Consider the following 22311-nt stretch of genomic DNA (forward strand, 5'->3'; position numbering starts at 1 on the left):
GTCGGTTGGCCTAGGGTCGGTCCATGACCGAGTTCGACGCGGCCAGCGCCGCCGTCCAGGCCGCTCTCGACGCGGGGGCGCGGTACGCCGACGCGCGGGTGATGCACCGCCGTTACGAGTCGATGACCGCGCGCAACGGCGACGTGGAGGAGCTGACCCAGGACGAGAGCATCGGGCTGGGCGTCCGGGCGTTGGTCGGGGCGAGCTGGGGTTTCCACGCCGTACCCGATCTGTCGGACGCCGCCGCCCGCGACGCCGGCCGGCGCGCGACCCGGACCGCCATGGCGAGCGCGCGGGTGCCGGGCCCTCCGGTCGACCTGGTGCCGGTCGAGGCGGTCACCGCGAGCTGGGCCTCCGGCTGCCAGATCGACCCGCTCGGGGTGCCCCTGTCGGACAAGGGCGATCTGCTTGTCGACGCGACCCGCACGATGGCCGAGCACGGCGCGGATCTGGCCGAGGGCCTGTACCAGATCTGGGACACCGCGAAGTGGTTCGTCTCCAGCGAGGGCCACCGCATCGACCAGCGGATCCGCGAGTGCGGCGGCGGCATCTCGGCCACCTCCATCGGCGACGGCGAGACGCAGCGCCGGTCCTGGCCGAGCTACCGCGGGCAGTACGGCACCACCGGCTGGGAGTTGGTCGAGTCGCTGGACCTGGCCGCGCACGCCGCGCAGATCGCCGAGGAGTCCCGGGCGCTGCTCACCGCGCCGCTCTGCCCGGCCGGCGAGACGGATCTGATCCTCGGCGGCGAGCAGTTGGCCCTGCAGATCCACGAGTCGGTCGGGCACGCCATCGAGCTGGACCGGATCCTCGGGTGGGAGGCGGCGTTCGCCGGCACGTCCTGGCTGGACCTGGCCCAGCTCGGTTCGCTGCGCTACGGCTCGGAGCTGATGAACATCACCATCGACCCGACCATCCCGGGCGCGCTGGGCAGCTTCGGCTTCGACGACGAGGGCTCCCCGGCGGTCAAGCGGGACGCGGTCCGGGACGGCCGCTGGGTGGGTGTGCTCGCCGGCCGGGATTCCGCAGCGATGGCCAGCCTCGACTACGGCGGCAGCGTACGGGCCGACGGGTGGGCCCGGTTGCCGATGGTGCGGATGACGAACGTCGGCCTGGAACCCGGCCCGCACACCCTGGAGGAAATCATCGCGGCCACCGACGACGGGGTGTTGATGGACCTCAACCGGTCCTGGTCGATCGACGACAAGCGACTCAACTTCCAGTTCGGCTGCGAGATCGGCTGGGAAATCAAGAAGGGGCGGCGGGGGCGGATGCTGCGCAACCCCACGTACACCGGGATCGGCCCACTCTTCTGGCGCTCGATGGACATGCTCTCCGGCGAGACGGTCTCCTGGGGGACGCCCAACTGCGGCAAGGGCCAGCCCGGCCAGATCGGGCACACCGGCCACCCGGCCGCGCCGGCCCGTTTCCGCAACGTCCGGGTGGGGGTTTCAGCGTGAGCGCGAGGAGTGAGCCGTTCTTGCGAGCCCCGCAGTCGCGAACGAAAGGTGGCTCAGCGTGAGCGCGAGGAGTGAGCCGTTCTTGCGAGCCCCGCAGTCGCGAACGAAAGGTGGCTCAGCGTGAGCGCGAGGAGCGAGGTGGAGCTGGCCGGGCAGGTCGTGGAGCTGGTTCGGCGTCTTGGCGGGCCGGCCGCGCAGGCCGAGGCGGTGGTGACGCGGGCGGACCTGGCGCTGACCCGGTTCGCCAACTCGGGCATCCATCAGAACGTCTCCGAGTCCACAGTCGGGGTCCGGTTGCGGGTGCACGTCGATGGTCGGACGGCTGCCGGCGGCGGCAGCGTGGTCACCGCCGACGGTTTGTCCGCCCTGGTGGAGCGTACCCTGGCCGCGGCGCGGCTCTGCCCGCCCGACCCGGGCTGGCCGGGGCTGACCCCGCCTCTGTCCACACCGGACGCGCCGCCCGTCGACGAGGCCACCGCGCACGCCGAGCCGGATCAGCGGGCCGACCGGGTGGGGGCGTTCGTGGCCGCCGCCGGGGGCCTCAGCACCGCCGGTTACTGCCGCACCGCGCACCGATCGTCGGCGTTCGCCAACTCGGCCGGGCACTCGGCGTACGGCCGCTCGGTGGAGGCGGCGATGGACGGCATCGCCCGCCGCGATGGCGCGGACGGGGTGGCCCGGCGCAGCGCCGACCGGTTGTCCGACCTCGACGGCGCCGAGCTGGGGGCGCAGGCGGCTGCGAAGGCGCAGGCGGCGGCCGAGCCGGTGGAGCTGCCGCCGGGCCACTACGAGGTGGTGTTCGAGCCGGCCGCCGTGGTGGACCTGTTGCAGAACCTGTCCTTCTACGGTTTCAACGGCAAGCGGCTCGCCGAGCGGCAGTCGTTCGCCGAGCCGGGCGCCGCCCAGTTCGACCGGGCGGTGACCCTGGTGGACGACCCGCTGGGCGGGTCCGGGTTGCCGTTCGACGCGGAGGGCACCGGCCGACGGGCGCTGACACTTGTGGAGGCGGGCACCACCCGGGCGGTGGCGCACGATCGCCGGACCGCCGCGGAGGCGGGCGCGGAGTCCACCGGGCACGCGGTCGCGGGGGGTGCCACCTGGGGCCCGATGCCCCGCAACCTGCGGCTGACCGGCGCGGTGGCAGGCCCGGCCAGCGCGGTGGGCCGAAGCACCACCGGCGCGGCGGCCGGAGCGGTCGTCGACGCGGACACCGCCGCGTTGGTGGCCGGTGTACGCCGAGGGCTGCTCGTCACCGACCTCTGGTACACGCGGGTGCTCGACCCGAAGAGCCTTGTCGTCACCGGGTTGACCCGCAACGGCGTCTGGCTGATCGAGGACGGCACCGTGGTCCGGGCAGTCCGTGACCTGCGGTTCACCGAGTCGTACCCGCGGGCGCTCGGGCCGGGGGCGGTGCTCGGGCTGGGGGCGCGGGCGGTGCGCCAACCGGATCGGGTGGACGGTGCCTGGTGGGCGGCGCCCTCGCTGCGGCTGGCGTCCTGGCACTTCACCGGGGGCGCCTCCGGCTGACGTTGTCGACGATGCGGCACCGACCGGCGTGCCGAGGGCCATTTCCGCAGGCCAGACACACGGGACGGTCCCTTGCGCGGACGGCCCGCAGAGATCGGCGTAACGTGTGTCACTTAGCTGCGTCGGTCGATCCGGCGTGGTCGTTGGTGTGCGCATGACGTGGCAGCGGGTGCGGGTTCGCCGGTCCGCGTGCCGACCGGAGAAAGATCCGCCCGCCCGTACGGGCCCGTCGAGGAGACGACTCGAATGACTTCAACGGCAACGAGGCCGCGGGGGGCGCGGGCGCGCGCCGCCATCGCGGCGAAGACGTTGCGTACCGACCGCTGGTGGTTCGCCCCGCTGATCACCGTGATCGGGCTCAGCGCCTGGGTCGCGTACGCGACGGTCCGGGTCTTCATGCACGACTTCTACTGGGTCGCGGACTACCACTACCTGACCCCGTTCTACTCGCCCTGCGTCACGGAGCGGTGCATCGAGGGCGCCTCGCACTTCGGCCGTTTCCTGCCCGGCTGGTGGATCATCCCGGACGCCGCGCTGACTCTGCCGTTCCTGCTGCTCTTCCGGCTCACCTGCTACTACTACCGCAAGGCGTACTACCGGTCGTTCTGGCTGTCGCCGCCGGCCTGCGCTGTTCCCGACGGGCACAAGGAGTACGGCGGTGAGACCCGCTTCCCGCTGCTCGGTCAGAACCTGCACCGCTACTTCTTCTACGCCGCCGCGATCATCTCGCTGATCAACACCTGGGACGCGATCCTCGCCTTCCACTCGCCCAAGGGCTTCGGCTTCGGGCTGGGCAACATCATCCTGGTGCTCAACGTGGTGATGCTCTGGGCGTACACGATCTCCTGCCACTCCTGCCGGCACATCATCGGCGGCCGGCTCAAGCACTTCTCCAAGCACCCGGTGCGGTACAAGGCCTGGACGTTCGTCTCGGCCCTGAACGTCCGGCACATGCAGCTCGCCTGGATCACCCTCGGCACCCTCGCGCTGGCCGACTTCTACATCATGGCGCTCGCGGCCGGCTGGTTCTCCGACCTGCGGTTCATCAACTAAAGGGCCCCTGACATGACCACAACCACTCGCATCGAACGACACCACTACGACGTCGTCGTCATCGGGGCCGGCGGCGCCGGTCTGCGCGCGGCGATCGAGGCCCGGCTGGCCGGCAAGAAGACCGCGATCATCTCCAAGTCGCTGTTCGGCAAGGCGCACACGGTGATGGCCGAGGGCGGCGCGGCCGCCGCGATGGGCAATGTGAACAGCCGGGACAACTGGCAGGTGCACTTCCGCGACACCATGCGCGGCGGCAAGTTCCTCAACAACTTCCGGATGGCCGAGCTGCACGCGAAGGAGTCGCCGCAGCGGATCTGGGAGTTGGAGACGTACGGTGCGCTCTTCGACCGCACCAAGGACGGCAAGATCTCGCAGCGCAACTTCGGTGGCCACGAGTACCCGCGCCTGGCGCACGTGGGCGACCGGACCGGCCTGGAGCTGATCCGCACCCTCCAGCAGAAGATCGTCTCGCTCCAGCAGGAGGACCAGCGGGAGTTCGGCTCGTACGACGCCCGGATCAGGGTGTTCTCCGAGACGACCATCACCGAGCTGCTGCTCGACGGTGATCGGGTGGCCGGCGCGTTCGGCTACTACCGCGAGTCGGGCGAGTTCATCCTGTTCGAGGCGCCGGCGGTCGTGCTGGCCACCGGGGGCGTCGGGCGTTCCTACAAGGTCACCTCGAACTCCTGGGAGTACACCGGGGACGGGCACGCGCTGGCGCTGCGCGCCGGGGCGACTCTGATCAACATGGAGTTCCTCCAGTTCCACCCGACCGGCATGGTCTGGCCGCCCTCGGTGAAGGGCATCCTGGTCACCGAGTCGGTGCGTGGTGACGGCGGCGTGTTGAAGAACTCCGAGGGCAAGCGGTTCATGTTCGACTACGTCCCCGACGTCTTCCGCAAGCAGTACGCGGAGACCGAGGAGGAGGCGGACCGCTGGTACACCGACCCGGACAACAACAGGCGTCCACCGGAGCTGCTGCCCCGCGACGAGGTGGCCCGCGCGATCAACAGCGAGGTCAAGGCCGGCCGGGGCTCCCCCGCCGGCGGTGTCTTCCTGGACATCGCGAGCCGACGCTCCGCCGACGAGATCCGCCGCCGGCTGCCGTCGATGTACCACCAGTTCAAGGAGCTGGCCGACGTCGACATCACGGCCGAGCCGATGGAGGTCGGGCCGACCTGCCACTACGTGATGGGCGGCGTCGAGGTGGACCCGGATTCGGGTGCCGCCTTCGGCCACGTACGCGGGCTGTTCGCCGCCGGTGAGGTCTCTGGCGGCATGCACGGCTCCAACCGACTCGGTGGCAACTCCCTGTCCGACCTGCTGGTCTTCGGCAAGCGGGCGGGCGGGCACGCGGCCAGCTACGCCGACGGGCTGACCGCCCGGCCGAAGGTGGCCGTGAACGAGGTCGAGGCGGCCGTGGAGACCGCCCTCGCGCCGCTGCAACGGGACACTGGCGAGAGCCCGTACACCCTGCAGCAGGACCTCCAGGCGGTCATGGGGGATCTGGTGGGGATCATCCGCCGGGAGGGTGAGCTGGCCGACGCGCTGGTCCGGCTCGCCGAGCTGCGTGAGCGGGTGGCCAAGGTGAGCGCGGCCGGCGGCCGACGCTACAACCCGGGCTGGCACCTGGCCCTGGACCTGCGCAACATGCTGGTGGTCTCGGAGTGCACCGCGAAGGCGGCGCTGGAGCGGCAGGAGTCGCGCGGCGGGCACACCCGGGAGGACTACCCGGCGATGGAGCCGAAGTGGCGGCAGGTCAACCTGGTCTGCGCCCTGGACGGTGACACAGTGCAGCTGACCCGCAAGCCGCTGCCGAAGATGCGGCCGGAGCTGATCGGCCTCTTCGACCGGGCCGAGCTGGCCAAGTACCTCACCGACGAGGAGCTCGCCGACTTCGACGCCCTCGTTGCCGACGCTGGAGAGGCGGACAACCGATGAGCGCGAAGCGTCAGTTCCGGATCTGGCGGGGCGACGAGACCGGCGGTGACCTCCAGGACTACATGGTGGAGGTGAACGAGGGCGAGGTCGTCCTCGACGTCATCCACCGTCTGCAGGCCACCGATGCGCCCGACCTGGCCTGCCGGTGGAACTGCAAGGCCGGCAAGTGCGGCTCCTGCTCCATGGAGATCAACGGCAAGCCGCGGCTGGGTTGTATGACGCGGATGTCGACCTTCGGCGACGACGAGACCGTCACGGTCACCCCGCTGCGCACCTTCCCGGTCATCCGGGACCTGGTCACCGACGTTTCGTTCAACTACGAGAAGGCACGGGAGACCCCGGCGTTCGCCCCTCCGGCCGACGTGGCCCCGGGTGACTACCGGATGCAGCAGGTCGACGTCGAGCGCTCGCAGGAGTTCCGTAAGTGCATCGAGTGCTTCCTGTGCCAGACGGTCTGCCACGTGATCCGCGACCACGAGGAGAACAAGCAGGCGTTCTCCGGCCCGCGGTACTTCATCCGGGCCGCCGAGCTGGACATGCACCCGCTGGACGCCCGGACCGACCGCAAGGAGTACGCGCAGGCCGAACAGGGCCTCGGCTTCTGCAACATCACCAAGTGCTGCACCGAGGTCTGCCCCGAGCACATCAAGATCACTGACAACGGGATCATCCCCATGAAGGAACGGGTCGTCGACCGCAGGTACGATCCCCTTGTGTGGCTTGGTAGCAAGATCTTCCGTCGGGGCGAGACGCCCCAGACCAGCGTGACCACCGCCCGTCAGGGCTCGGCGAACTCGTCGGGCGCGACCAGGGCCGGTGTCCACTCGCACGCGGGTGGCTCGCACGACAAGCGGGCCGAGGCGCAGGCGCAGAGTGGCGTCAACTGGGACCGGGAGGTGCCGCACCCGACCGCTCCGGCGGTCGACGACCGGGGCAAGCTTCCGCTGACGGAGCTCACCTTCGACCGGGCCGCCGCGCCGTCGCCGTTCGGTGACGACGTGACCTTCCCGCTGCCGCCGGAGCACCTCAACTTCGCGCACCCGGAGCAGGACAAGCACTAATCACCTGAACAACAACGGGGGCCGTGGCAGTTGCCACGGCCCCCGTCTCACGTCCCCACCACCCCTGGCCCCGACCCCCGGGTGATCATGAAGTCATTGCCACGACGCGCCGCGCGCGGTGGCAACAACTTCATGATCAACGAAAGCTGCGCAGGAGGGGGCGGAGGGCCGCCACGATGGGGGCGTCGGCGGGGAGCCAGGTGACCGAGTCCAGTTCGTCGGCGGTGAGCCAGCGCAGCGCCTCGTGCTCCAGCGCCTGCGGTTGGTCGCCGCCGAGCAGTCGGGCCGCGTACACCTTGAGCACCGAGCGGCCATGGGCCATCCGTACGTTGCGGCCGACCCGGTCGCCGATCTCGACGCGTACTGCCAACTCCTCGGCGCACTCCCGGATCAACGCGTCGGTCTCGGCCTCCCCCGGCTCGACCTTTCCGCCCGGAAACTCCCACATGCCCGCTACCTCTGGTGGGGCGGAACGCGCACAGGCGAGCACCCGCCCATCCCAGATGATCGCCGCACCGACGATCACCTTCAGGTCCCGTCGCTCGGCCTGCCCGCCATCATTCGCCCGTTCGGTCCGCACGGGCGTCCAGGGTGCCAGATCAATCGGCGGTTTGGGTACCGTAGCCGTCCGCTAGGCCAACAAGACACGGAAGTGTGGGCGTGGACACCCCCTCCGAGCAGCGGGAGACTAGAGGGCACCGACAAGACACGGGATGGCGACGATTTGGCCACAAGCCGGCAACGGCGCTTGGGGGGTGCGGTGATGCGCGTGCTGTTCAACAGCAGGGCCAAGCACGACTACCTTTCCGACGCGTTGACCTTGCTATCTGGTTGGACGCGTGAGGGCGAGCAGATCCGACGGACGCTCGTGATCGACGATACCCAACATGCCGCACTAACTGAACGGGTCAAGGTCGTCGCGGATGCGCTGCACCTGCGACCCGAGATCAGCCGCCGGGCCGACAGCACCCAGATCCGGGTCGGGCACGGCAGCGGCGAGCCCCTGACCGAGGGCGAGGTCCTGTTGGCCGCCCGCATCGAGGACGCGTACCGGGCGGTCACCGAGGCCTGACCACCCTCTCCGAATCCGACCCGGCGTCCTGCGGGTACCAGCGCAGCTCCACCGAGTTGCCGTCCGGATCCCGCACGTAGATCGAGGTCGCCGAACCGCGGGCGCCGAACCGGCTGACCGGCCCGGTCAGCACCGTGAAGATCCCCGACTCGATCACCTGCGCCCAGTCCAGTGGTGCCACCACCAGGCAGAAGTGGTCCACGTTCGCGCCCTGCGGCGCACCTCGGACGAGGTCGATGATGCTGTCGGGGCTGATCCGCACCGACGGAAACGGGACGGTGCCGGCGCGCCACTCGTCGACGCGTACCGGTGCCAGCCCGAGCCGGCCGCAGTAGAAGTCCAAGGACCGTTCCACGTCGGCGACAGTCAGCACCAGGTGGTCGAAACCGGTTACCCGCACCCCGCTCACGCCTCCTCCAGGTGGGCCGCCGCGCGTGGGCCGGCCAGGCCGGTCAGGTAGTCGTCAATGCTCACGTCAGCGCCTTTCGCTCGGTGTTCCCTGCCCCGTTCACGATCCCCGGTCGAGGGACGCCGACCAAGACCCGATGCCGCTACGATCGTTGCCCACAGGTCAACGATGGGAACGGTGTGCTGGAGCGGTACGAGGTCGAGACGTTCCTGACGCTCGCTGAGGAACTGCACTTCGGTCGGACCGCCGAGCGGTTGACCGTCAGCACCGGCCGGGTCAGCCACATCGTGAAGAAGCTGGAACGCCGGATCGGCGCACCGCTGTTCGCCCGCACCAGTCGGGTCGTCCGGCTCACCCCGATCGGCCGGCAGCTCGCCGACGAGCTGGCTCCGCTGGTCGCCGGGATGGACGAGGCCGTCCGCCGTGCGACCGACGCCGCCCGGGGCGTGACCGGGACGCTGCGCGTGGCGTTCCTCGGCGAGTGGACCGCGCCGGTGCTGCTCCGGGCGGTGGCCCTGTTCGGTGAACGGCATCCAGACTGTCGGGTGGAGGTGCACGAGGCGCAGTTGTCCACCACCCGATCGGGGCTGCTCGACGGATCGACGGACGTGCTGATCGCCTCGTACCCGTTCGACGGGATGGCCACCGGCCCGGCGCTGCTCTCCGAGGATCGGGTGCTGGCGGTGGCCGCGGGCCACCCGCTCACCCGGGAGCGGTCGGTGTCGTTGGAGGTGCTCGCCGACCACCCAATGGTGCAGTACCCGACAGTGACCTCGGTGGAGTTCAAGCGGGACCGCACCCCGGAGCGCACCCCGTCCGGCCGGCCGGTGCCGAGAGGACCCGCCGGGAACACCTTCTCCGAGATGCTGTCCCTGGTCGCGCTGGGCCGGGGTGTCCTACCGGTGGGCGAGCACACGCGGCGCTACTACCCGCGCCCCGACGTGGCGTACGTGCCCATCCACGATGCGCCACCGATCGAACGCGGGCCGGTCTGGCTGCCCAGCAACACCACCACCCGGGTACGCGACTTCGTCCGTGCCGCGACCGACGCGAACCCCCGATGAGACACGCCGAGTTCCGCCACCACCGGCTGGTCCAGGTGTACGACGCGGAGTGCCGGTGGGGGCCGGACGACGACTTCTTCCTGGCGGTGGTCGACGAGACCCCGGCCGCCCGGGTGCTCGACCTCGGCTGCGGCACCGGCCGGCTGACCGTTGCCCTCGCCGCCGCCGGCCACACCGTCACCGGCGTGGACCCGGCCGGCGCGTCCCTGGAGGCCGCCCGCGCGAAGCCGGACGGCGAGCGGGTGACCTGGCGTGAGGGCACCTCGGCGCTGCTGCCGGACAGGGCGTTCGACGTGGCGGTGCTGACCAGCCACGTCGCGCAGTTCTTCGTCGACGATGCGGAGTGGGCGCGGACCCTCGCCGACCTGGCCCGGGCGCTGGTGCCCGGCGGCCGGCTGGTGTTCGACGCCCGCGACCCGGCGGACCGTCGCTGGGAGCTGTGGAACCCGGCACCGAGGCGGAGCTGCGCACCTCTCTGACCAGGGCGGGCTTCATAGTGGACCGCATGTACGGGGGCTGGCAACGCGAGCCGGTCGGCCCACGGCGACGGCGAGTTCGTGGTCCTCGCCCGGGTGGGCCCGGTGGCACCGGTTTTCTAGCCTGGATCACATGGCGAACATCGCGTACGACCGCAAGGAGCAGGTCCAGCAGATCGAGAGTGGCCTCCTCGAAGGCGAGCAGATCATCGCCGTCTACGACGCCGTCGGCACCGGCACCGGGTTCATCGGGCTGACCGACCGCCGCGTGATCATCCAGGACCGCTCGTTCGTCGGGAAGCGGTTCGCGATCACCAGCATCCCGTACTCGAAGATCACCAGCGTGAGCGTGGTCAGCAACAAGTCGTGGGGCGGTTCGTTCTTCTCCACCGGCGCCATCGCCATCCACGTCGGCACGCACACCTACGAGGTGGAGTTCCGTGGCGCGCAGAAGAGCCACCACGTACACAACGTGATCCTGCACCACATCTCCTGACCGCACGTCCCGTCGTGGGCCCGGCTGGCGTAATTGCCTTGCCGGGCCCGCGGTGTCTCTGGTGTCCTCGGTCGACAGCCGCGCGAAGGGAGCAGTCACCATGCCAGACACAACGAGGTCCCCCGAACCCACCGTCATCCGACCTGAGGAATCGAGACTTCGTGAGCAGGACCGTTCCCCTGGCGCTGGGCGCCACTGACCCCAACCCCGGAGGCCGCTGATGTCGGTCTTCGACGATCCCGGCCTCTTCGGCCGACTCTGGGCCGCCGGATACGACGACGGCGGCACCAACCCCGACCCGGCCCCCGCCGTTGACTTCCTGGCCGATATGGCCGACGGCGGCCCAGTTCTCGAACTGGCGATCGGCACCGGCCGGGTCGCGCTGCCACTGGCCGAACGCGGCCTCGCGGTGCACGGCGTCGAGGCGTCCGAGGAGATGCTCGCGCAGTTGCGGGCGAAACCCGGCGGCGACCAGATCCCGGTGGTCGTCGCCGACATGGCGGACGTACCGGTGGCCGGTGAGTTCCGACTCGCGTACCTGGTCTTCAACACCCTGTTCAACCTGGTGGACGCCGGGCGGCAGGCGGACTGCTTCCGCAACGTCGCCCGGGTGCTGTCGCCCGGCGGCGCGTTCGTCATCGAGACGTTCGTGCCCGACCCGCGCAGCTTCGACTCGGACGAGCAGGTGCAGGTACGTGCCGTGACCGAGGACTCGGCAACGATCCGACTGCACCAGTACGACCGGCCGGCGCAGCGGTTCATCCGGCAGACGATCACGTTCGACGCGGACGGTGTGCACCTGAAGCCGTTCGCCATGCGGTACGCCTGGCCGTACCAGATCGACGAGATGGCGCAGCAGGCAGGGCTCCGGCTCACCGAGCGGTACGCCGACTGGCACCGGCGGCCGTTCCAGGCCGACAGCCCGTCGCACATCTCCGTCTATCGAGCGGAGTAGCGGCGGTTGATCGACTCCGGTTCCGGGAACCTGGGGTGTCGAGGCTGCCTCGACCCCCCCGCCTTCAAGGAACCGGAGTCGATCTCCGCCGCCCGACAGCCCGAGCCGGTGATTCGAGCCCTCTCACCTTCGGCTGATTCTGCTGGTAGCAGTAGGTGTTGCTCCGCAGGTCCCGCGCCGGGTGAGCTGACAGCATGCCGGACGCCTCCCGATTCCCGCGCTCCTCGCCGTACTGGCCGGTGGTCAGTCACCCTCAGCTCCGGCGCGTCCTGCCCGGGCTCGCCGTCTCCGCGTTGGGCGACGGCATGGCGGTGGTGGCGGTGACCTGGCTCGCGATCCAGCTCGCCCCGCACAGTCAGCGGGGCACCTGGATCGCCGTGGCCATGGCGGCGTACACGCTGCCCAGCGCGGCCGGGACTGTCGTCTTCGGTCGGCTGCTGCACGGTCGGGGCGGCGCCCAGCTCGCCGGGTGGGATGCCATCCTGCGGGCCAGTGCGCTCGCGGCGATCCCCCTCGCCTATCTCTTCGGCGCACTCACCATCGGGCTGTACGTCGTCCTGCTGGCCGCATCCGCATTGCTGCACTCGTGGGGTTCCGCCGGGCGTTTCACACTGATCGCCGAACTGCTGCCGCAGCGACACCACCTGCCGGCCAACGCCGTGCTCGCCAGCATCGCCGGGTTCGCCACCATCGCCGGACCACCACTGGCGGGCCTCCTGATCGCCTGGGTCGGGCCGGTATGGGTCATCGGCATCGACGCCGCCACCTTCGCCGCGCTGGCCCTCACGTACCGGCTCGCCCTCCCCGCCGCCGACAGCGGCCACCGGTACGAGCGCGACGCGTCGCGGACCGCCGGGTTCGCGGTCATCCGCCACAACCCCGCCCTACTGGGTCTCCTGGCGCTGAGCCTCGCGTTCTTCTTCCTGTTCGGGCCGGTGTACGTGGCGATGCCCATCCACATCACCGACGACCTGCACGCCTCCGCGACGCTGCTGGGCGCCTACTACACGGCGTTCGGCGTCGGCGGCCTCGTCGGCGGTGTGATCGCCGGTCATCTGCGCGATTGGCCGCTGCGGGGCACCACCATCGGCATCGTCGTCGGCTTCGGCATCACCATGCTCCCGCTGGGCCTGGGTGCGCCCATTGGCGTGTCGCTGCCGGCGTTTGCCCTGGCGGGCCTGATCTGGGCGCCGTACATGTCCACGTCGATGGCGCTGTTCCAGCGCAGCACGTCCCTCGCGCAGCTACCTGCGGTGCTCGCCGCGAACGGCGCGATCCTCGTGCTGGCGGTGCCCCTGGGCACCATGCTCGGCGGGCCACTTGTGGGTGCCATCGGTGCCCGGCCGACGATGCTGCTCTGCGCAACGGCAATCGTGACCGTCGGCCTGGTCGCCGGAGGATTCGCGATTCCGTGGCGGAGCCCGCGATCCCCCGGCGACCCGGCCGTCACCGAGGTCAGTGCCCGTCGCTGATCTGGACGTCGTCCGGCGCCGGCCGGCCGCGCCCCGTCTCGACCAACTCCTTGAGACTCATCAGGAAGATCGCCCACTTGGTGCTGCACTCGTGCATGAGTTCGGTCGGCTCGCGCCAGCCAGAGTGCGTGAAGTCGACGATCGTGTATCGACCTCGCTGGTCGAGACGCCAGCTGATTTCGGTGCCGATCCACTCGTCGGGGCCACCGACGACCCGCCACCGCACCCGGCCGGCGGGGTCCAGTTCCAGGATCTGGAGGTCGAACCCGCCCTGGTCACCGAAGTGGACGGCCAGCTGCCCGCCGACCTCGCTCTTGCCGGTCGTGTCGACCGACCACCAACCGGCGACGCCCTCGGGGGTTGCCACCGCTCGGTACACGTCATCGAGCGAGGCGACGACGCCGACCTGGTGCAGAATGTCGACCATTGTCAGCCTCCCTGGTTGGTGGTGCGGGTACGTTCGATCGTCTCGGCGATGCGCTTGATCCGGCGGAGTCGGGCGTCCCAGGTGGAGCCGACCGCCGACAACTGGGCGACCGCGCGGGCGAGTTGCGCCTCGTCCACCTGGTAATGACGCTCGCGACCGGCCGGTTCGGCGTGGATCAGCCCGACCCGGTCGAGGACCGCCAGGTGCTTCGAGACGGCCTGACGGGTGACGGGTAGCCGCCTGCTCAACGAGGTGGCAGTGCCCGGCCCGTCAGAGAGAAGAAGATCGATCATCGTACGCCGAATCGGGTCGCCGATCGCCGACCACAACTCGTCGTCGACCACAGCGCTCACGGTGTCGCGACCAGCCGGGCGACGTACGCGCCCAGCCGGGGCATGTAGTGGTCCCAGCCGTTCTCGTGGTCGCGGTACTGCTCTTCCAGGACAGCGACCTCCCAACCCAGCTCGCGGAAGCCGGTCTCGGTCATCCGGATCAGCGTCCCGGTGCCGCTGGGCAGCAGGTCGAAGGTGACGAACAGTGCCTGCCCGCTCCGGTCCGGCTCGGTGAAGCACCACCGGAAGGAGAACCGTTTCGGCGGGTCGACCTCGACGACGGCGAGCGCGACGGTCTTCGTCTCGCCGGTGTCGGCGTCGCGCCACACCAGCTCGCCGGGCGCGCCTGCGACCGACTCGAACCGCGCGTCGTCGGGCCACCACTCCCGCATGTGCTCGGGTTGGCTGACCACCTCGAAGACGACCTCGGGGGACGCGTTGACGTGGATGTCTCGTTCGATCGTTCCCTGTTCCATACGCACAACCTTTCGCAACCTTTGGTTGCACTCAACCTACGACAGCCGGCTCCCATTGCGCAACCTTTTGTTGCATGTCGCGGTCCCGTCGTACCCCTGGTGCACGATCGGCGTATGTCAGAGCCATCGTCACACCGACACCACGCCATCGACTACATCGAGCTCACGGTGACCGACCTCGCCGCGGCCAAGCGCTTCTACGCCGACGCGTTCGGTTGGCAGTTCAACGACTACGGGCCGGAGTACGCCGGCATCCGCAGCCCACACGGCGACCCCGCGCCCGAGGTGGGCGGTCTCCGCCTGGACGGGGAAGTTCGGACGGGCGGCCCACTCGTGCTGCTCTACTCCACCGACCTGGACCGGTCGGTGCAGGCCGTCAAGGAGGCCGGCGGCCAGGTGGTGAACGGGCCGTACGAATTCCCGGGTGGCCGCCGGTTCCACTTCACCGACCCCAGCGGCAACGAGCTGGGCGCCTGGGCCGAGCAGTAGGACCGGCAACTCCGGCAGAGTGTCCCCATGATCGGAAGAGGACTGGACGTCGAGGGATGGATTACGCGTGAGGGTGCACTGAGCCGGGTCCCGGCCGCGTTCACCGGAGTTGTCGATGCGTCACGCGCTCGGACAGCCGAGTCGTTCGACAGTGGTCGGCTGCACAGCGCCTACATCTACGGCAGCATCCCGCGTGGCACCGCCATCCCCGGCGTCTCCGATCTCGACCTGCTCCTCGCCCTGCGCACCGAACCAACCGAGGCCGACCGGGCGGCTGCCACCAGGATCGAGCAGGACCTCGATGAGTCCTTTCCGCAGATCGACGGCGTGGGCATCCTGCTGTTCAGCGCACGTACGCTGCTCAGCGAGCTTGAGCGGCACGACCTCGGCTTCTTCGTCGCCTGCCTGTGCACTCCCCTGCTGGGCGACGACCTCGCCGACCAACTCCCCCGATACCGGCCCACTCCCCTGCTCGCCCGCGAGACGAACGGCGACCTGTCACGTGCGCTGCCGGAATGGCGCCGCCAGGCAGCCGAAGCGACCACCGACCACCAACGCAGGGCCCTCAGCCGGCTCGTCGCGCGGCGCATCGTCAGGACAGGATTCACGCTGGTCATGCCGCGGTGGGGAGGCTGGACCAGCGACCTCAGCGAGTCCGCCGATGCGTTCGGGCTCTACTATCCGGAACGCGCCGGGCAGATGCGTAGAGCCGCCGCCATTGGCCGCACGCCCTCGCCGGTCCCAGGTGTGCTGCACGAACTCATTGACGACCTTGGGCCGTGGCTCGCCGCGGAGTACGTGACCGTTCATGGCGAGAAGGCCGTCCGTCCCTGACCTGTCGGAGGTCCTCGCCACTCAGGACGAGACAGCCGAACATGTCCGTGAGGACGGCCCGCTGGTGGTCGGTCAACGGGTTCGCGAAGACCGCGACGCCGACCCCGCGCTGCTGGCAGGCGTCGGCGACCTCCCGGGCCCTGGCGGGGGTGAGCAACGTCCGCCGCGAGAACGGCTCACCCATCTTGTCCGCGCCGCCAGAAGAGACACCCCGCCGCTGCACGTGCCGGCTCACGACCTGGCCACCGTGGGTTTCCACCAAGCTGGCCAGCAGATTGAGCTCGCTTTCGAACTCCTTGTCCTTCGCGGAGAACAGGCCTACCAGCGCCACGTCGGCGCCTGTCAGCACAGCTTTCAACGTCCCGCCCGATGTCGGTTAGCCGGTTCGCCGGGTGTCAGAGTCGCCGGGCGCACAGCACGCCGGTCAGCATTGGCAGGGTGAACTCGCCATTGGCGGTTTCGGGTCGGCTCCCGAGGAAGGCGCGGACCCGGTCGAGCGTGGCCGCTCGCTCCTCGTCCAGCATGACCAGCATCCCGGCCCGCGTCGCGAGCGTCGCGACGAGCGAGTCGGCGGTACGCCGCTGACCGTGCGGGAACTCGACCTGCTCCGCCGACCCGAACCGGGCGACCAGGCCGGTCCTCGGAACGAGCATGTCCGCCGTCGCCGCTCGCCAACTGCTCAACGTGTCACGCGGGCCGATGGCCGCACTCCCGCTGACCCGTTCGAGCCCGGCAACCCAGTCGATCCGGTCGTCCATGATGTTCCACAGACCGGCCAGGACACCGCCAGGGGCGAGGACCCGGGCGATTTCCGCACCGGCTACGGCCATGTCGAACCAGTGCAGGGCGTTGCCGGCCAGCACGGCGTCGACGGACGCGTCCGGCAGCGGGATCGCCTCCGCGCTACCCGGCAGAGCACGGACAGCCGGCAGCCCACGGCGCAGCTCGGTGAGCATCGCCGGGTCGGGCTCGACCGCCACGACGTCCGCGCCCACCGCGACCAGCGCCGCGGACAGCTTGCCGGTGCCGGCGCCCAGGTCGAGCACGCGCAGGCCGGGCGCGGGCTCCAGCGCCCACCGCACCGCGGCCTGCGCGTAGTCCGGGCGGTGCTCGGCGTACGCGGTCGCCGCCGCGCCGAACGACGATCGGAGCAGCTGATCCGTCATGCGGTCAACGTACCGCCGCTTGTCGACATCGACTGCGACCATGACCACCCGTGCACATCTTGCGGAGCTGGTGGCGTGCCCGCTACCCGGTCTACACACTCGGCCTCGCGGTTGGAATGGTCATGATGTGGCTGCCCTTCAAGACCTTTCAGGACGAGGACGCCTGAGCCCGTCGACTGCGGGTCGACGGTGTGCCAGCCCAGGCAGTCGTCGATGAACTCGTGCACAAGCGGCGGAACACGATGCACCTGCGCTACGAGTTCGCCGGCGCTCAGCGGCAGGGCGAGGTTGGCTGTTGGGAGGTCTGCCTGCCAGCCGGCAGCGCGGTGCGGATCTGGGTCAACCCCAACGATCCGGGGGACTTCGTCACCGATTTCGACATACTCAGCGGGCATCGGGGCCGGCTGCAAGGGGTGGTCGGGGCCGCCGGCCTGGTTCTGTCCGGGTGGATGGCGCTGGCCGTCATCGCCCGCGGCTACCAGCGACGACGCGACCGTCGGCGACACGACTGGCAGCGGCAGCAACAGACCACCGCCAACGACAGTTCGCTAATGCCAGGCCCGGAGGAAAACGCAAGCCGAGCCGGCGACGGCCGAACCTGGACTGATCTCGCGATCCACATCCGCGACGCCCGACCCGCTTCCCCAATCCCACCCATCGGCCACTGCCACCACCGTCGAGCGGATCGTGTCCATGAACGGCAGCATCCAAGTCGCCGGACAAAAGATCCAAGTCGGAAAGGTCTACACCCGCAAGCTCGTCACCGTCACCGTCACCGTCACCGTCACCGTCACCCTCGACGAGCACATCATTGTCGTCCACGACACCGACCCTCCGATCGCTGCCGTTCCCCGCCGTAGCACCACCGACCTTGACCGCACCAAAGCCAAACACCAGATCATCACGGGTGCAGATCCGGGCATCAGATCTCGCAACCCCAGGTGACGCCGAGCAGAACGTGTGGCAGGTTGACCAGGCACGCAACCGTAAAGGCATGGAGGTGACCAATGGGCGCCTGGGGCCCTGGCCTGTTCTCCGACGACACGGCATGCGACGTGCGCGACGAGTACCGTGAAATGCTCGAAGACGGCGTGGACGACGATGAGACCACGCAACGGATGCTCGGCTCCTACGCCGATGTGCTCGACGACCCGGACGAGGCGACATCCGTCTGGCTGGCGCTGGCCGTCACCCAATCCAAGCTCGGCCGCCTCCACCCGACGGTTCGCGACCGCGCCATCGCCGCCGTCGACAGCGGATCCGACCTGGCCAAATGGTCGGACTCTCCTCGCCTTGCCGCCAAGCGCCGCGACGTCCTCGAGAAGGCACGTGCACAACTGACCGGCCCACAGCCGCAACGCAAGAAGGTGCGCCGGCCCAGCCGTCACGTCACTGACCTGCAACCCGGCGACGTCCTCAGTCACCGCGCCACCAACGGCAACCTGGCCCTGTTGCGGGTAGCCCGGATCGACGTCGATCGGCACTCCGTCGCGCCCGTCCTCGTCGCCCTCGACTTCACAGGCACCAGCATGCCGACCCAACCGGAACTCGACAGCCTCGCTGACAAACCCCAAACGCCATTCAAGCTCGACGGGCGTCCCCTGCCCTCCTGGGCCAGCGCCAGCTGGCTGGTCGCCGTCAACCAGCGGGTCGACTACAACACCGCCGGATTCCAACGCGCTCGACGCACCATCGCACGGCCAGGTGACCCGACGTTCGACACCCGGACCTACACCGCCTGGCAGCTGCTGCAACGCGAACTGGAACGCAACCTCACTGACACGCCGGTACCCGAGCCGTGACGCCTACCATCGGCCCAAGCACCTGACCTATTCGATCATGACCTGGCGTCAAATATCCTGCGGCGCCGTTCCGTCAACCATCATGCGAGACCAGGCATCGCTGGCAGCCCGGTGTCCGGTCTCGGGGCCCGCGTGACAGACCGGTATCAGAACCTGCGTGACACTCTGCCGACCGAGGGACGGGCGAATTAGAGGCTTTCGAGGCTGACCTCGTGCATCGTCCCGTCCGGTCCCATCCGGAACATCCGCGGCGAACCCATGGCCCGTCGTACCTGCGCGTATGCGGCTTCACGAGCGGCCTGTTCCTCGCCGGACGGGTCGGTCACGCGGAAGCCGTGCAGATGAACAGCCTCGGCGTCGATGTCGTCCGACTTGGGGTGCCCCTCGACGACGAAGCCGAACAGCGCGCGCAATGCTTGCTCGCCCAGCGCGAGGGGATGGAACGGCAATGGGTACGGTCCTTGGTCGGGCCAGCCCGGTACAGGCTCAACAGGATGCTCGCCTGCCCAGTAGGGCAGCTCGAAGTCGTACGGCTTGCCGATGTTCTCCCGGATGCCGCCGTCGGGCGACAGGCTCAGCGATCTGATGAGCAGGCCGTCTTCCCAGACCGCAAAACTGAGCCAGTCCACGACCGAGTGCATTCCGTGCATGATGATCCGCCTGCCCGCTCCCGCTTCGCGCAGGTGCTCCGGCAGCTCGGACGGAAGGTCGAGCACCAGTCGCCGGTCGCAATACAGCTCGGCCCCGGCCAGCTTGGTGGCGTACGTGATGTCCTCTGGCGGGTAGATGTCGTCGAACAACGTGCTCTCGTCGAAGGGCTCCACGACGTAGCCCGGATGGATCTGACGTACCAGCGCCTCGGTCTCGGACAACTCCGAGCGCGTCGCGCCGCGCAACGCGGGGCGGGTATCTCCATCGGCGAATACCAGCAGGGCTGTCTTCGCGCCCACATCGCTCCTCCAGGTCTTCGGCCGCGCACAAGCGCGTGCACCCTACCTGCTGGCGTGCGTCCGAGTCGCCGGCCTCGCGCGACCGACTCACCGCTCTCCTGACCGCCACCGGGCAGCGGCCACATGCCGTTGTCAATGACGCGTGGGCTTCGCCCTCGGGTGCCCCAGAGCGACAGCCCAACCGCCTGACCTGCGACTACAGGAGAGGTTCAGACGTTGAAGCGGAACTCGACGACGTCGCCGTCCTGCATGACGTACTCCTTGCCCTCGATGCGGACCTTGCCCGCCGCCTTGGCCGCCGCCATCGAACCGTGCTCGACCAGGTCGTGGTACGAGACCACCTCGGCCTTGATGAAGCCGCGCTGGAAGTCGCTGTGGATGACACCCGCAGCCTCCGGCGCGGTGGCGCCGACCGGGACGGTCCAGGCGCGCGCTTCCTTGGGGCCGGCCGTGAGGTACGTCTGGAGGCCGAGGGTGCGGAAGCCGACCCGGACGAGCTGGTTGAGACCAGGCTCGTTCTGCCCGATCGACTCCAGCAGCTCGCGGGCCTCCTCCTCGGGCAGGTCCACCAGCTCGGATTCGATTTTGGCGTCCATGAAGATGGCCTCGGCGGGGGCGACCAGGGCGCGCAGCTCGTCGAGGAACGTCTCGTTGGCCAGCTCGGCCTCGTCGACGTTGAAGACGTACAGGAAGGGCTTGGTGGTGAGCAGGTGCAACTCGCGCAGGTGCTCCAGCTCGATCTTGGCGGCGGCGGCCCCGGAGTAGAGGGTGGTGCCACCGTCGAGCACCTCGATCGCGGCCTTCGCGGCGGCGACCGCGGCGGCCCGGTCCTTGCGGAGCTTGGCCTCCTTCTCCAACCGGGGCAGCGCCTTGTCCAGGGTCTGCAGGTCGGCGAGGATCAGCTCGGTGTTGATCGTCTCGATGTCGTCGGCCGGGGAGATCTTGCCGTCGACGTGCACCACGTTCGGGTCGGAGAAGGCCCGGACGACCTGGCAGATCGCCGAGGCGTCCCGGATGTTGGCCAGGAAGGCGTTGCCCCGACCCTGCCCCTTCGACGCGCCACGGACCAGGCCGGCGATGTCGACGAACGACACCGGCGCCGGCAGCACCTTCTGCGAGGAGAAGATCTCGGCCAGCTTGCCCAGCCGCTCGTCGGGCAGCCCGACCACACCGACGTTGGGCTCGATGGTGGCGAACGGGTAGTTCGCCGCCAGCACGTCGTTCTTGGTCAACGCGTTGAAAAGCGTGCTCTTGCCGACGTTGGGCAGGCCGACGATGCCGATGGTGAGACTCACGACGGGCCAGCTTACGCCGGTCCCAGCCGGGCCGGTCCAGGCGGCTCCGATTCGGCACCCGGCAGGTGGTCGATCATCGCGGCCACCAGACCCCGGCAGGCGTTGCTACCCTCCGGTCCGATGGTCCGCTGCTGGAGGTGGGATGAACTCGCCGTTGCCTGAGCTGTACATCGCCGTCGACGTCGAGGCGGACGGGCCGATCCCCGGGCCGTACAGCATGATCTCGCTGGGCATGGCCGTGGCCGGCCACCCGGACCTGACCTTCTACACCGAGCTTCGTCCCATCTCCGATGAGTTCGTCCCGGCGGCGCTGGCCGTCTCCGGCCTGGACCGGGACCGTCTGCTGCGGGAGGCGCCCACCGCGCAGGAGGCGATGTCCGCCGCGGCGGCCTGGGTCAACGGGCTGCGCCGGCTCGGCCGTCCGGTCTTCCTCGCCGCCCCGGCCGTCTGGGACGGCATGTTCGTGCACTGGTACTTCGTCCGCTTCGTCGGGCACAGCCCGTTCGGTGCGACCGGCTCCGGCGTCGATCTTCGCAGCTACTGGATGGGGTTGACCGGCAGCGAGTGGGTCCAGACCCGCAAGGGCACGATCAAGCACGAGCTGGGCCTGCACGACGTGCCGCACACGCACCACGCCGGGGAGGACGCCGCCGAGCTGGCCCAGGTCTTCGACGCCGTGCTCCGCCGCCGACCGGCGGTCGAGGAGGCATGACGCTCAGCCGAGCAGGCGGGGAGCGATGACGGCCTCCCGGACGCTGCCGTCCGCGCCCCGGCTGACCTCGTACGCCGAGACGCCCTCGCGGTCCGCGATCGCCTCGACCAGCCGGGTGCCCCGGTAGACCAGGCCGACGCCGTCGTCGGTGCAGTGGCTGGTGGGGAGCGTGCCGTCGCCGACCAGCTCATGCATCAGCGGGCGGCGCTGGCCCTCACTGTCGTAGTGCACCCCGTTGCCGTACGGCAGCCAGGCCAGGCCGTCGGTGAAGCCACGCAGCCGGGGGCCGAAGCTGTCGGTGGCACCGCCGACATGCCAGCAGATCGAGCCGGCGGAGACGCCGGCCAGCACCACGCCGGCCTGCCAGCACTCACGCAGGATCTCGTCGAGCCCGTGCACCCGCCACACGGCGACCAGGTTGGCCACGCTGCCGCCGCCGACCCAGATCACGTCCTGGGCGAGCAGGTGAGCGCGGACGTCCTCGACGTTCGGCATCGGGAACAGGGCGAGGTGGGACAGCCGGAACCGGGTGTCGGCGAACGCGCCGTAGACGGCGGTCAGCGAGGTGGGCTGGTCGCCGACGGCCTGCCCGAGGTAGCAGACCCGCGGCTGCGGACCGGCCTCGGCCAGCTCGGCCGCCAGCGCGAAGACCGGGCTGGGGCGCAGGTCGTAGGGCCCACGGTCGCCCCGGAAGAAGCCCATGCTGGTGGCGATGATGGTCGGTTCGCTGGCGGGCATCGGAGCGTCCTTCCGTCGGGGCGGTGCGGCGTCCATCCTGCCGCAGCCGGCCTCCCGCCCGCTCGGTGCGGTGTTCGACCGCCACCCGCGGGTGGCGGTCGAAC

General features: G+C 69.8%; 25 protein-coding genes and 1 pseudogene. 17 read left to right on the forward strand and 9 right to left on the reverse strand.

Annotated features, from left to right (window positions below):
- The first annotated feature begins 23 nt into the window (after window positions 1-23).
- The 5 genes from ABZU74_RS17750 (at window position 24) to ABZU74_RS17770 (ending at window position 7042) form a co-directional block, all read left to right on the forward strand.
- Window positions 24-1460 carry a TldD/PmbA family protein gene (locus ABZU74_RS17750; RefSeq protein WP_355424561.1) on the forward strand — a complete coding sequence of 479 codons (1437 nt, stop codon included), beginning with the start codon at window positions 24-26 and terminating at the stop codon, window positions 1458-1460.
- A 144-nt stretch (window positions 1461-1604) separates the two neighbouring features.
- Window positions 1605-2987: a metallopeptidase TldD-related protein gene (locus ABZU74_RS17755; RefSeq protein WP_355424661.1), complete on the forward strand. Its 1383-nt coding sequence runs from the start codon at window positions 1605-1607 to the stop codon at window positions 2985-2987.
- Window positions 2988-3233: 246 nt separating this feature from the next.
- Window positions 3234-4040 carry a hypothetical protein gene (locus ABZU74_RS17760; RefSeq protein ID WP_355424564.1) on the forward strand — a complete coding sequence of 269 codons (807 nt, stop codon included), beginning with the start codon at window positions 3234-3236 and terminating at the stop codon, window positions 4038-4040.
- 12 nt (window positions 4041-4052) lie between these two features.
- Complete coding sequence (locus tag ABZU74_RS17765) at window positions 4053-5981, forward strand: fumarate reductase/succinate dehydrogenase flavoprotein subunit (RefSeq protein WP_355424567.1); 1929 nt, start codon at window positions 4053-4055, stop codon at window positions 5979-5981.
- Entirely contained in the window at window positions 5978-7042 is a 1065-nt protein-coding gene (locus tag ABZU74_RS17770) for a succinate dehydrogenase/fumarate reductase iron-sulfur subunit (RefSeq protein ID WP_355424570.1), read from the forward strand. Before ABZU74_RS17765 ends, ABZU74_RS17770 begins: the two co-directional genes overlap by 4 nt.
- A gap of 136 nt (window positions 7043-7178) precedes the next feature.
- Here ABZU74_RS17770 and ABZU74_RS17775 read toward each other — a convergent pair whose 3' ends face one another.
- Entirely contained in the window at window positions 7179-7622 is a 444-nt protein-coding gene (locus tag ABZU74_RS17775) for a (deoxy)nucleoside triphosphate pyrophosphohydrolase (protein WP_355424573.1), read from the reverse strand.
- A gap of 183 nt (window positions 7623-7805) precedes the next feature.
- Between ABZU74_RS17775 and ABZU74_RS17780 the strand changes: the two genes are divergently transcribed.
- Window positions 7806-8114 (forward strand): 4a-hydroxytetrahydrobiopterin dehydratase, encoded by a 309-nt coding sequence (locus ABZU74_RS17780; protein ID WP_112604995.1) that lies wholly within the window; start codon window positions 7806-7808, stop codon window positions 8112-8114.
- On the opposite strand, the gene ABZU74_RS17785 is transcribed toward ABZU74_RS17780, so the two are convergent.
- Window positions 8101-8514, reverse strand: a complete 414-nt coding sequence (locus ABZU74_RS17785; RefSeq protein WP_355424576.1) for a VOC family protein — start codon at window positions 8512-8514, stop codon at window positions 8101-8103. The genes ABZU74_RS17780 and ABZU74_RS17785 overlap by 14 nt on opposite strands.
- Before the next feature lie 188 nt (window positions 8515-8702).
- On the opposite strand from ABZU74_RS17785, the gene ABZU74_RS17790 reads away from it, so the two are divergent.
- From ABZU74_RS17790 to ABZU74_RS17810, 5 genes are all read left to right on the forward strand, one after another.
- A complete protein-coding gene (locus ABZU74_RS17790; protein ID WP_355424579.1) occupies window positions 8703-9587 on the forward strand; it encodes a LysR family transcriptional regulator in 885 nt (294 codons plus the stop codon).
- Window positions 9584-10066, forward strand: coding sequence for a class I SAM-dependent methyltransferase (locus tag ABZU74_RS17795; protein ID WP_355424582.1), 483 nt, complete (start codon window positions 9584-9586; stop codon window positions 10064-10066). The genes ABZU74_RS17790 and ABZU74_RS17795 overlap by 4 nt, the downstream gene beginning before the upstream one ends.
- A 130-nt stretch (window positions 10067-10196) precedes the next feature.
- Window positions 10197-10559 (forward strand): PH domain-containing protein, encoded by a 363-nt coding sequence (locus ABZU74_RS17800; RefSeq protein WP_030337500.1) that lies wholly within the window; start codon window positions 10197-10199, stop codon window positions 10557-10559.
- 220 nt (window positions 10560-10779) lie between these two features.
- Complete coding sequence (locus tag ABZU74_RS17805; protein ID WP_355424584.1) at window positions 10780-11514, forward strand: class I SAM-dependent methyltransferase; 735 nt, start codon at window positions 10780-10782, stop codon at window positions 11512-11514.
- 194 nt (window positions 11515-11708) lie between these two features.
- The gene (locus ABZU74_RS17810; protein ID WP_355424586.1) at window positions 11709-12986 is read left to right on the forward strand and encodes an MFS transporter; all 1278 of its coding nucleotides are present in this window, start codon (window positions 11709-11711) and stop codon (window positions 12984-12986) included.
- On the opposite strand, the gene ABZU74_RS17815 is transcribed toward ABZU74_RS17810, so the two are convergent.
- Genes ABZU74_RS17815 through ABZU74_RS17825 form a run of 3 tightly spaced genes read right to left on the reverse strand, consistent with a single transcriptional unit; the run spans window position 12970 to window position 14221 of the window.
- Window positions 12970-13413 carry an SRPBCC domain-containing protein gene (locus ABZU74_RS17815; protein WP_355424589.1) on the reverse strand — a complete coding sequence of 148 codons (444 nt, stop codon included), beginning with the start codon at window positions 13411-13413 and terminating at the stop codon, window positions 12970-12972. The genes ABZU74_RS17810 and ABZU74_RS17815 overlap by 17 nt on opposite strands.
- A gap of 2 nt (window positions 13414-13415) precedes the next feature.
- Window positions 13416-13766 carry a metalloregulator ArsR/SmtB family transcription factor gene (locus ABZU74_RS17820; protein ID WP_355424592.1) on the reverse strand — a complete coding sequence of 117 codons (351 nt, stop codon included), beginning with the start codon at window positions 13764-13766 and terminating at the stop codon, window positions 13416-13418.
- Window positions 13763-14221 carry an SRPBCC domain-containing protein gene (locus tag ABZU74_RS17825; protein ID WP_355424595.1) on the reverse strand — a complete coding sequence of 153 codons (459 nt, stop codon included), beginning with the start codon at window positions 14219-14221 and terminating at the stop codon, window positions 13763-13765. Before ABZU74_RS17825 ends, ABZU74_RS17820 begins: the two co-directional genes overlap by 4 nt.
- A gap of 114 nt (window positions 14222-14335) precedes the next feature.
- Here ABZU74_RS17825 and ABZU74_RS17830 point away from each other — a divergent pair, with 114 nt between their 5' ends.
- Together ABZU74_RS17830 and ABZU74_RS17835 are read left to right on the forward strand one after the other, a co-directional pair.
- Window positions 14336-14710 (forward strand): VOC family protein, encoded by a 375-nt coding sequence (locus ABZU74_RS17830; protein ID WP_355424598.1) that lies wholly within the window; start codon window positions 14336-14338, stop codon window positions 14708-14710.
- A gap of 27 nt (window positions 14711-14737) precedes the next feature.
- Window positions 14738-15544: a nucleotidyltransferase domain-containing protein gene (locus ABZU74_RS17835; protein WP_355424601.1), complete on the forward strand. Its 807-nt coding sequence runs from the start codon at window positions 14738-14740 to the stop codon at window positions 15542-15544.
- Window positions 15545-15939: 395 nt separating this feature from the next.
- On the opposite strand, the gene ABZU74_RS17840 is transcribed toward ABZU74_RS17835, so the two are convergent.
- Window positions 15940-16710 (reverse strand): class I SAM-dependent methyltransferase, encoded by a 771-nt coding sequence (locus ABZU74_RS17840; protein WP_355424603.1) that lies wholly within the window; start codon window positions 16708-16710, stop codon window positions 15940-15942.
- Between the two features lie 221 nt (window positions 16711-16931).
- Between ABZU74_RS17840 and ABZU74_RS17845 the strand changes: the two are divergent.
- The 3 genes and pseudogenes from ABZU74_RS17845 to ABZU74_RS17855 form a co-directional block, all read left to right on the forward strand.
- Window positions 16932-17114: pseudogene (locus ABZU74_RS17845) on the forward strand (hypothetical protein); the annotation flags it as partial.
- Window positions 17115-17403: 289 nt separating this feature from the next.
- Window positions 17404-17655: a hypothetical protein gene (locus ABZU74_RS17850; RefSeq protein WP_355424664.1), complete on the forward strand. Its 252-nt coding sequence runs from the start codon at window positions 17404-17406 to the stop codon at window positions 17653-17655.
- Between the two features lie 62 nt (window positions 17656-17717).
- The gene (locus ABZU74_RS17855; RefSeq protein WP_355424606.1) at window positions 17718-18512 is read left to right on the forward strand and encodes a hypothetical protein; all 795 of its coding nucleotides are present in this window, start codon (window positions 17718-17720) and stop codon (window positions 18510-18512) included.
- 188 nt (window positions 18513-18700) lie between these two features.
- Here ABZU74_RS17855 and ABZU74_RS17860 read toward each other — a convergent pair whose 3' ends face one another.
- Complete coding sequence (locus ABZU74_RS17860; protein ID WP_355424609.1) at window positions 18701-19462, reverse strand: hypothetical protein; 762 nt, start codon at window positions 19460-19462, stop codon at window positions 18701-18703.
- A gap of 209 nt (window positions 19463-19671) precedes the next feature.
- Window positions 19672-20757, reverse strand: coding sequence for a redox-regulated ATPase YchF (gene ychF, locus ABZU74_RS17865; RefSeq protein ID WP_091406282.1), 1086 nt, complete (start codon window positions 20755-20757; stop codon window positions 19672-19674).
- 142 nt (window positions 20758-20899) lie between these two features.
- Between ychF and ABZU74_RS17870 the strand changes: the two genes are divergently transcribed.
- Window positions 20900-21469: an exonuclease gene (locus ABZU74_RS17870; RefSeq protein WP_355424612.1), complete on the forward strand. Its 570-nt coding sequence runs from the start codon at window positions 20900-20902 to the stop codon at window positions 21467-21469.
- A gap of 3 nt (window positions 21470-21472) precedes the next feature.
- Here ABZU74_RS17870 and ABZU74_RS17875 read toward each other — a convergent pair whose 3' ends face one another.
- Window positions 21473-22207 (reverse strand): peptidase E, encoded by a 735-nt coding sequence (locus ABZU74_RS17875; RefSeq protein ID WP_355424615.1) that lies wholly within the window; start codon window positions 22205-22207, stop codon window positions 21473-21475.
- Window positions 22208-22311 lie beyond the last annotated feature (104 nt).

The sequence above is a fragment of the Micromonospora sp. NPDC005171 genome, from assembly GCF_040608575.1.
Taxonomy (GTDB): Bacteria; Actinomycetota; Actinomycetes; order Mycobacteriales; family Micromonosporaceae; genus Micromonospora.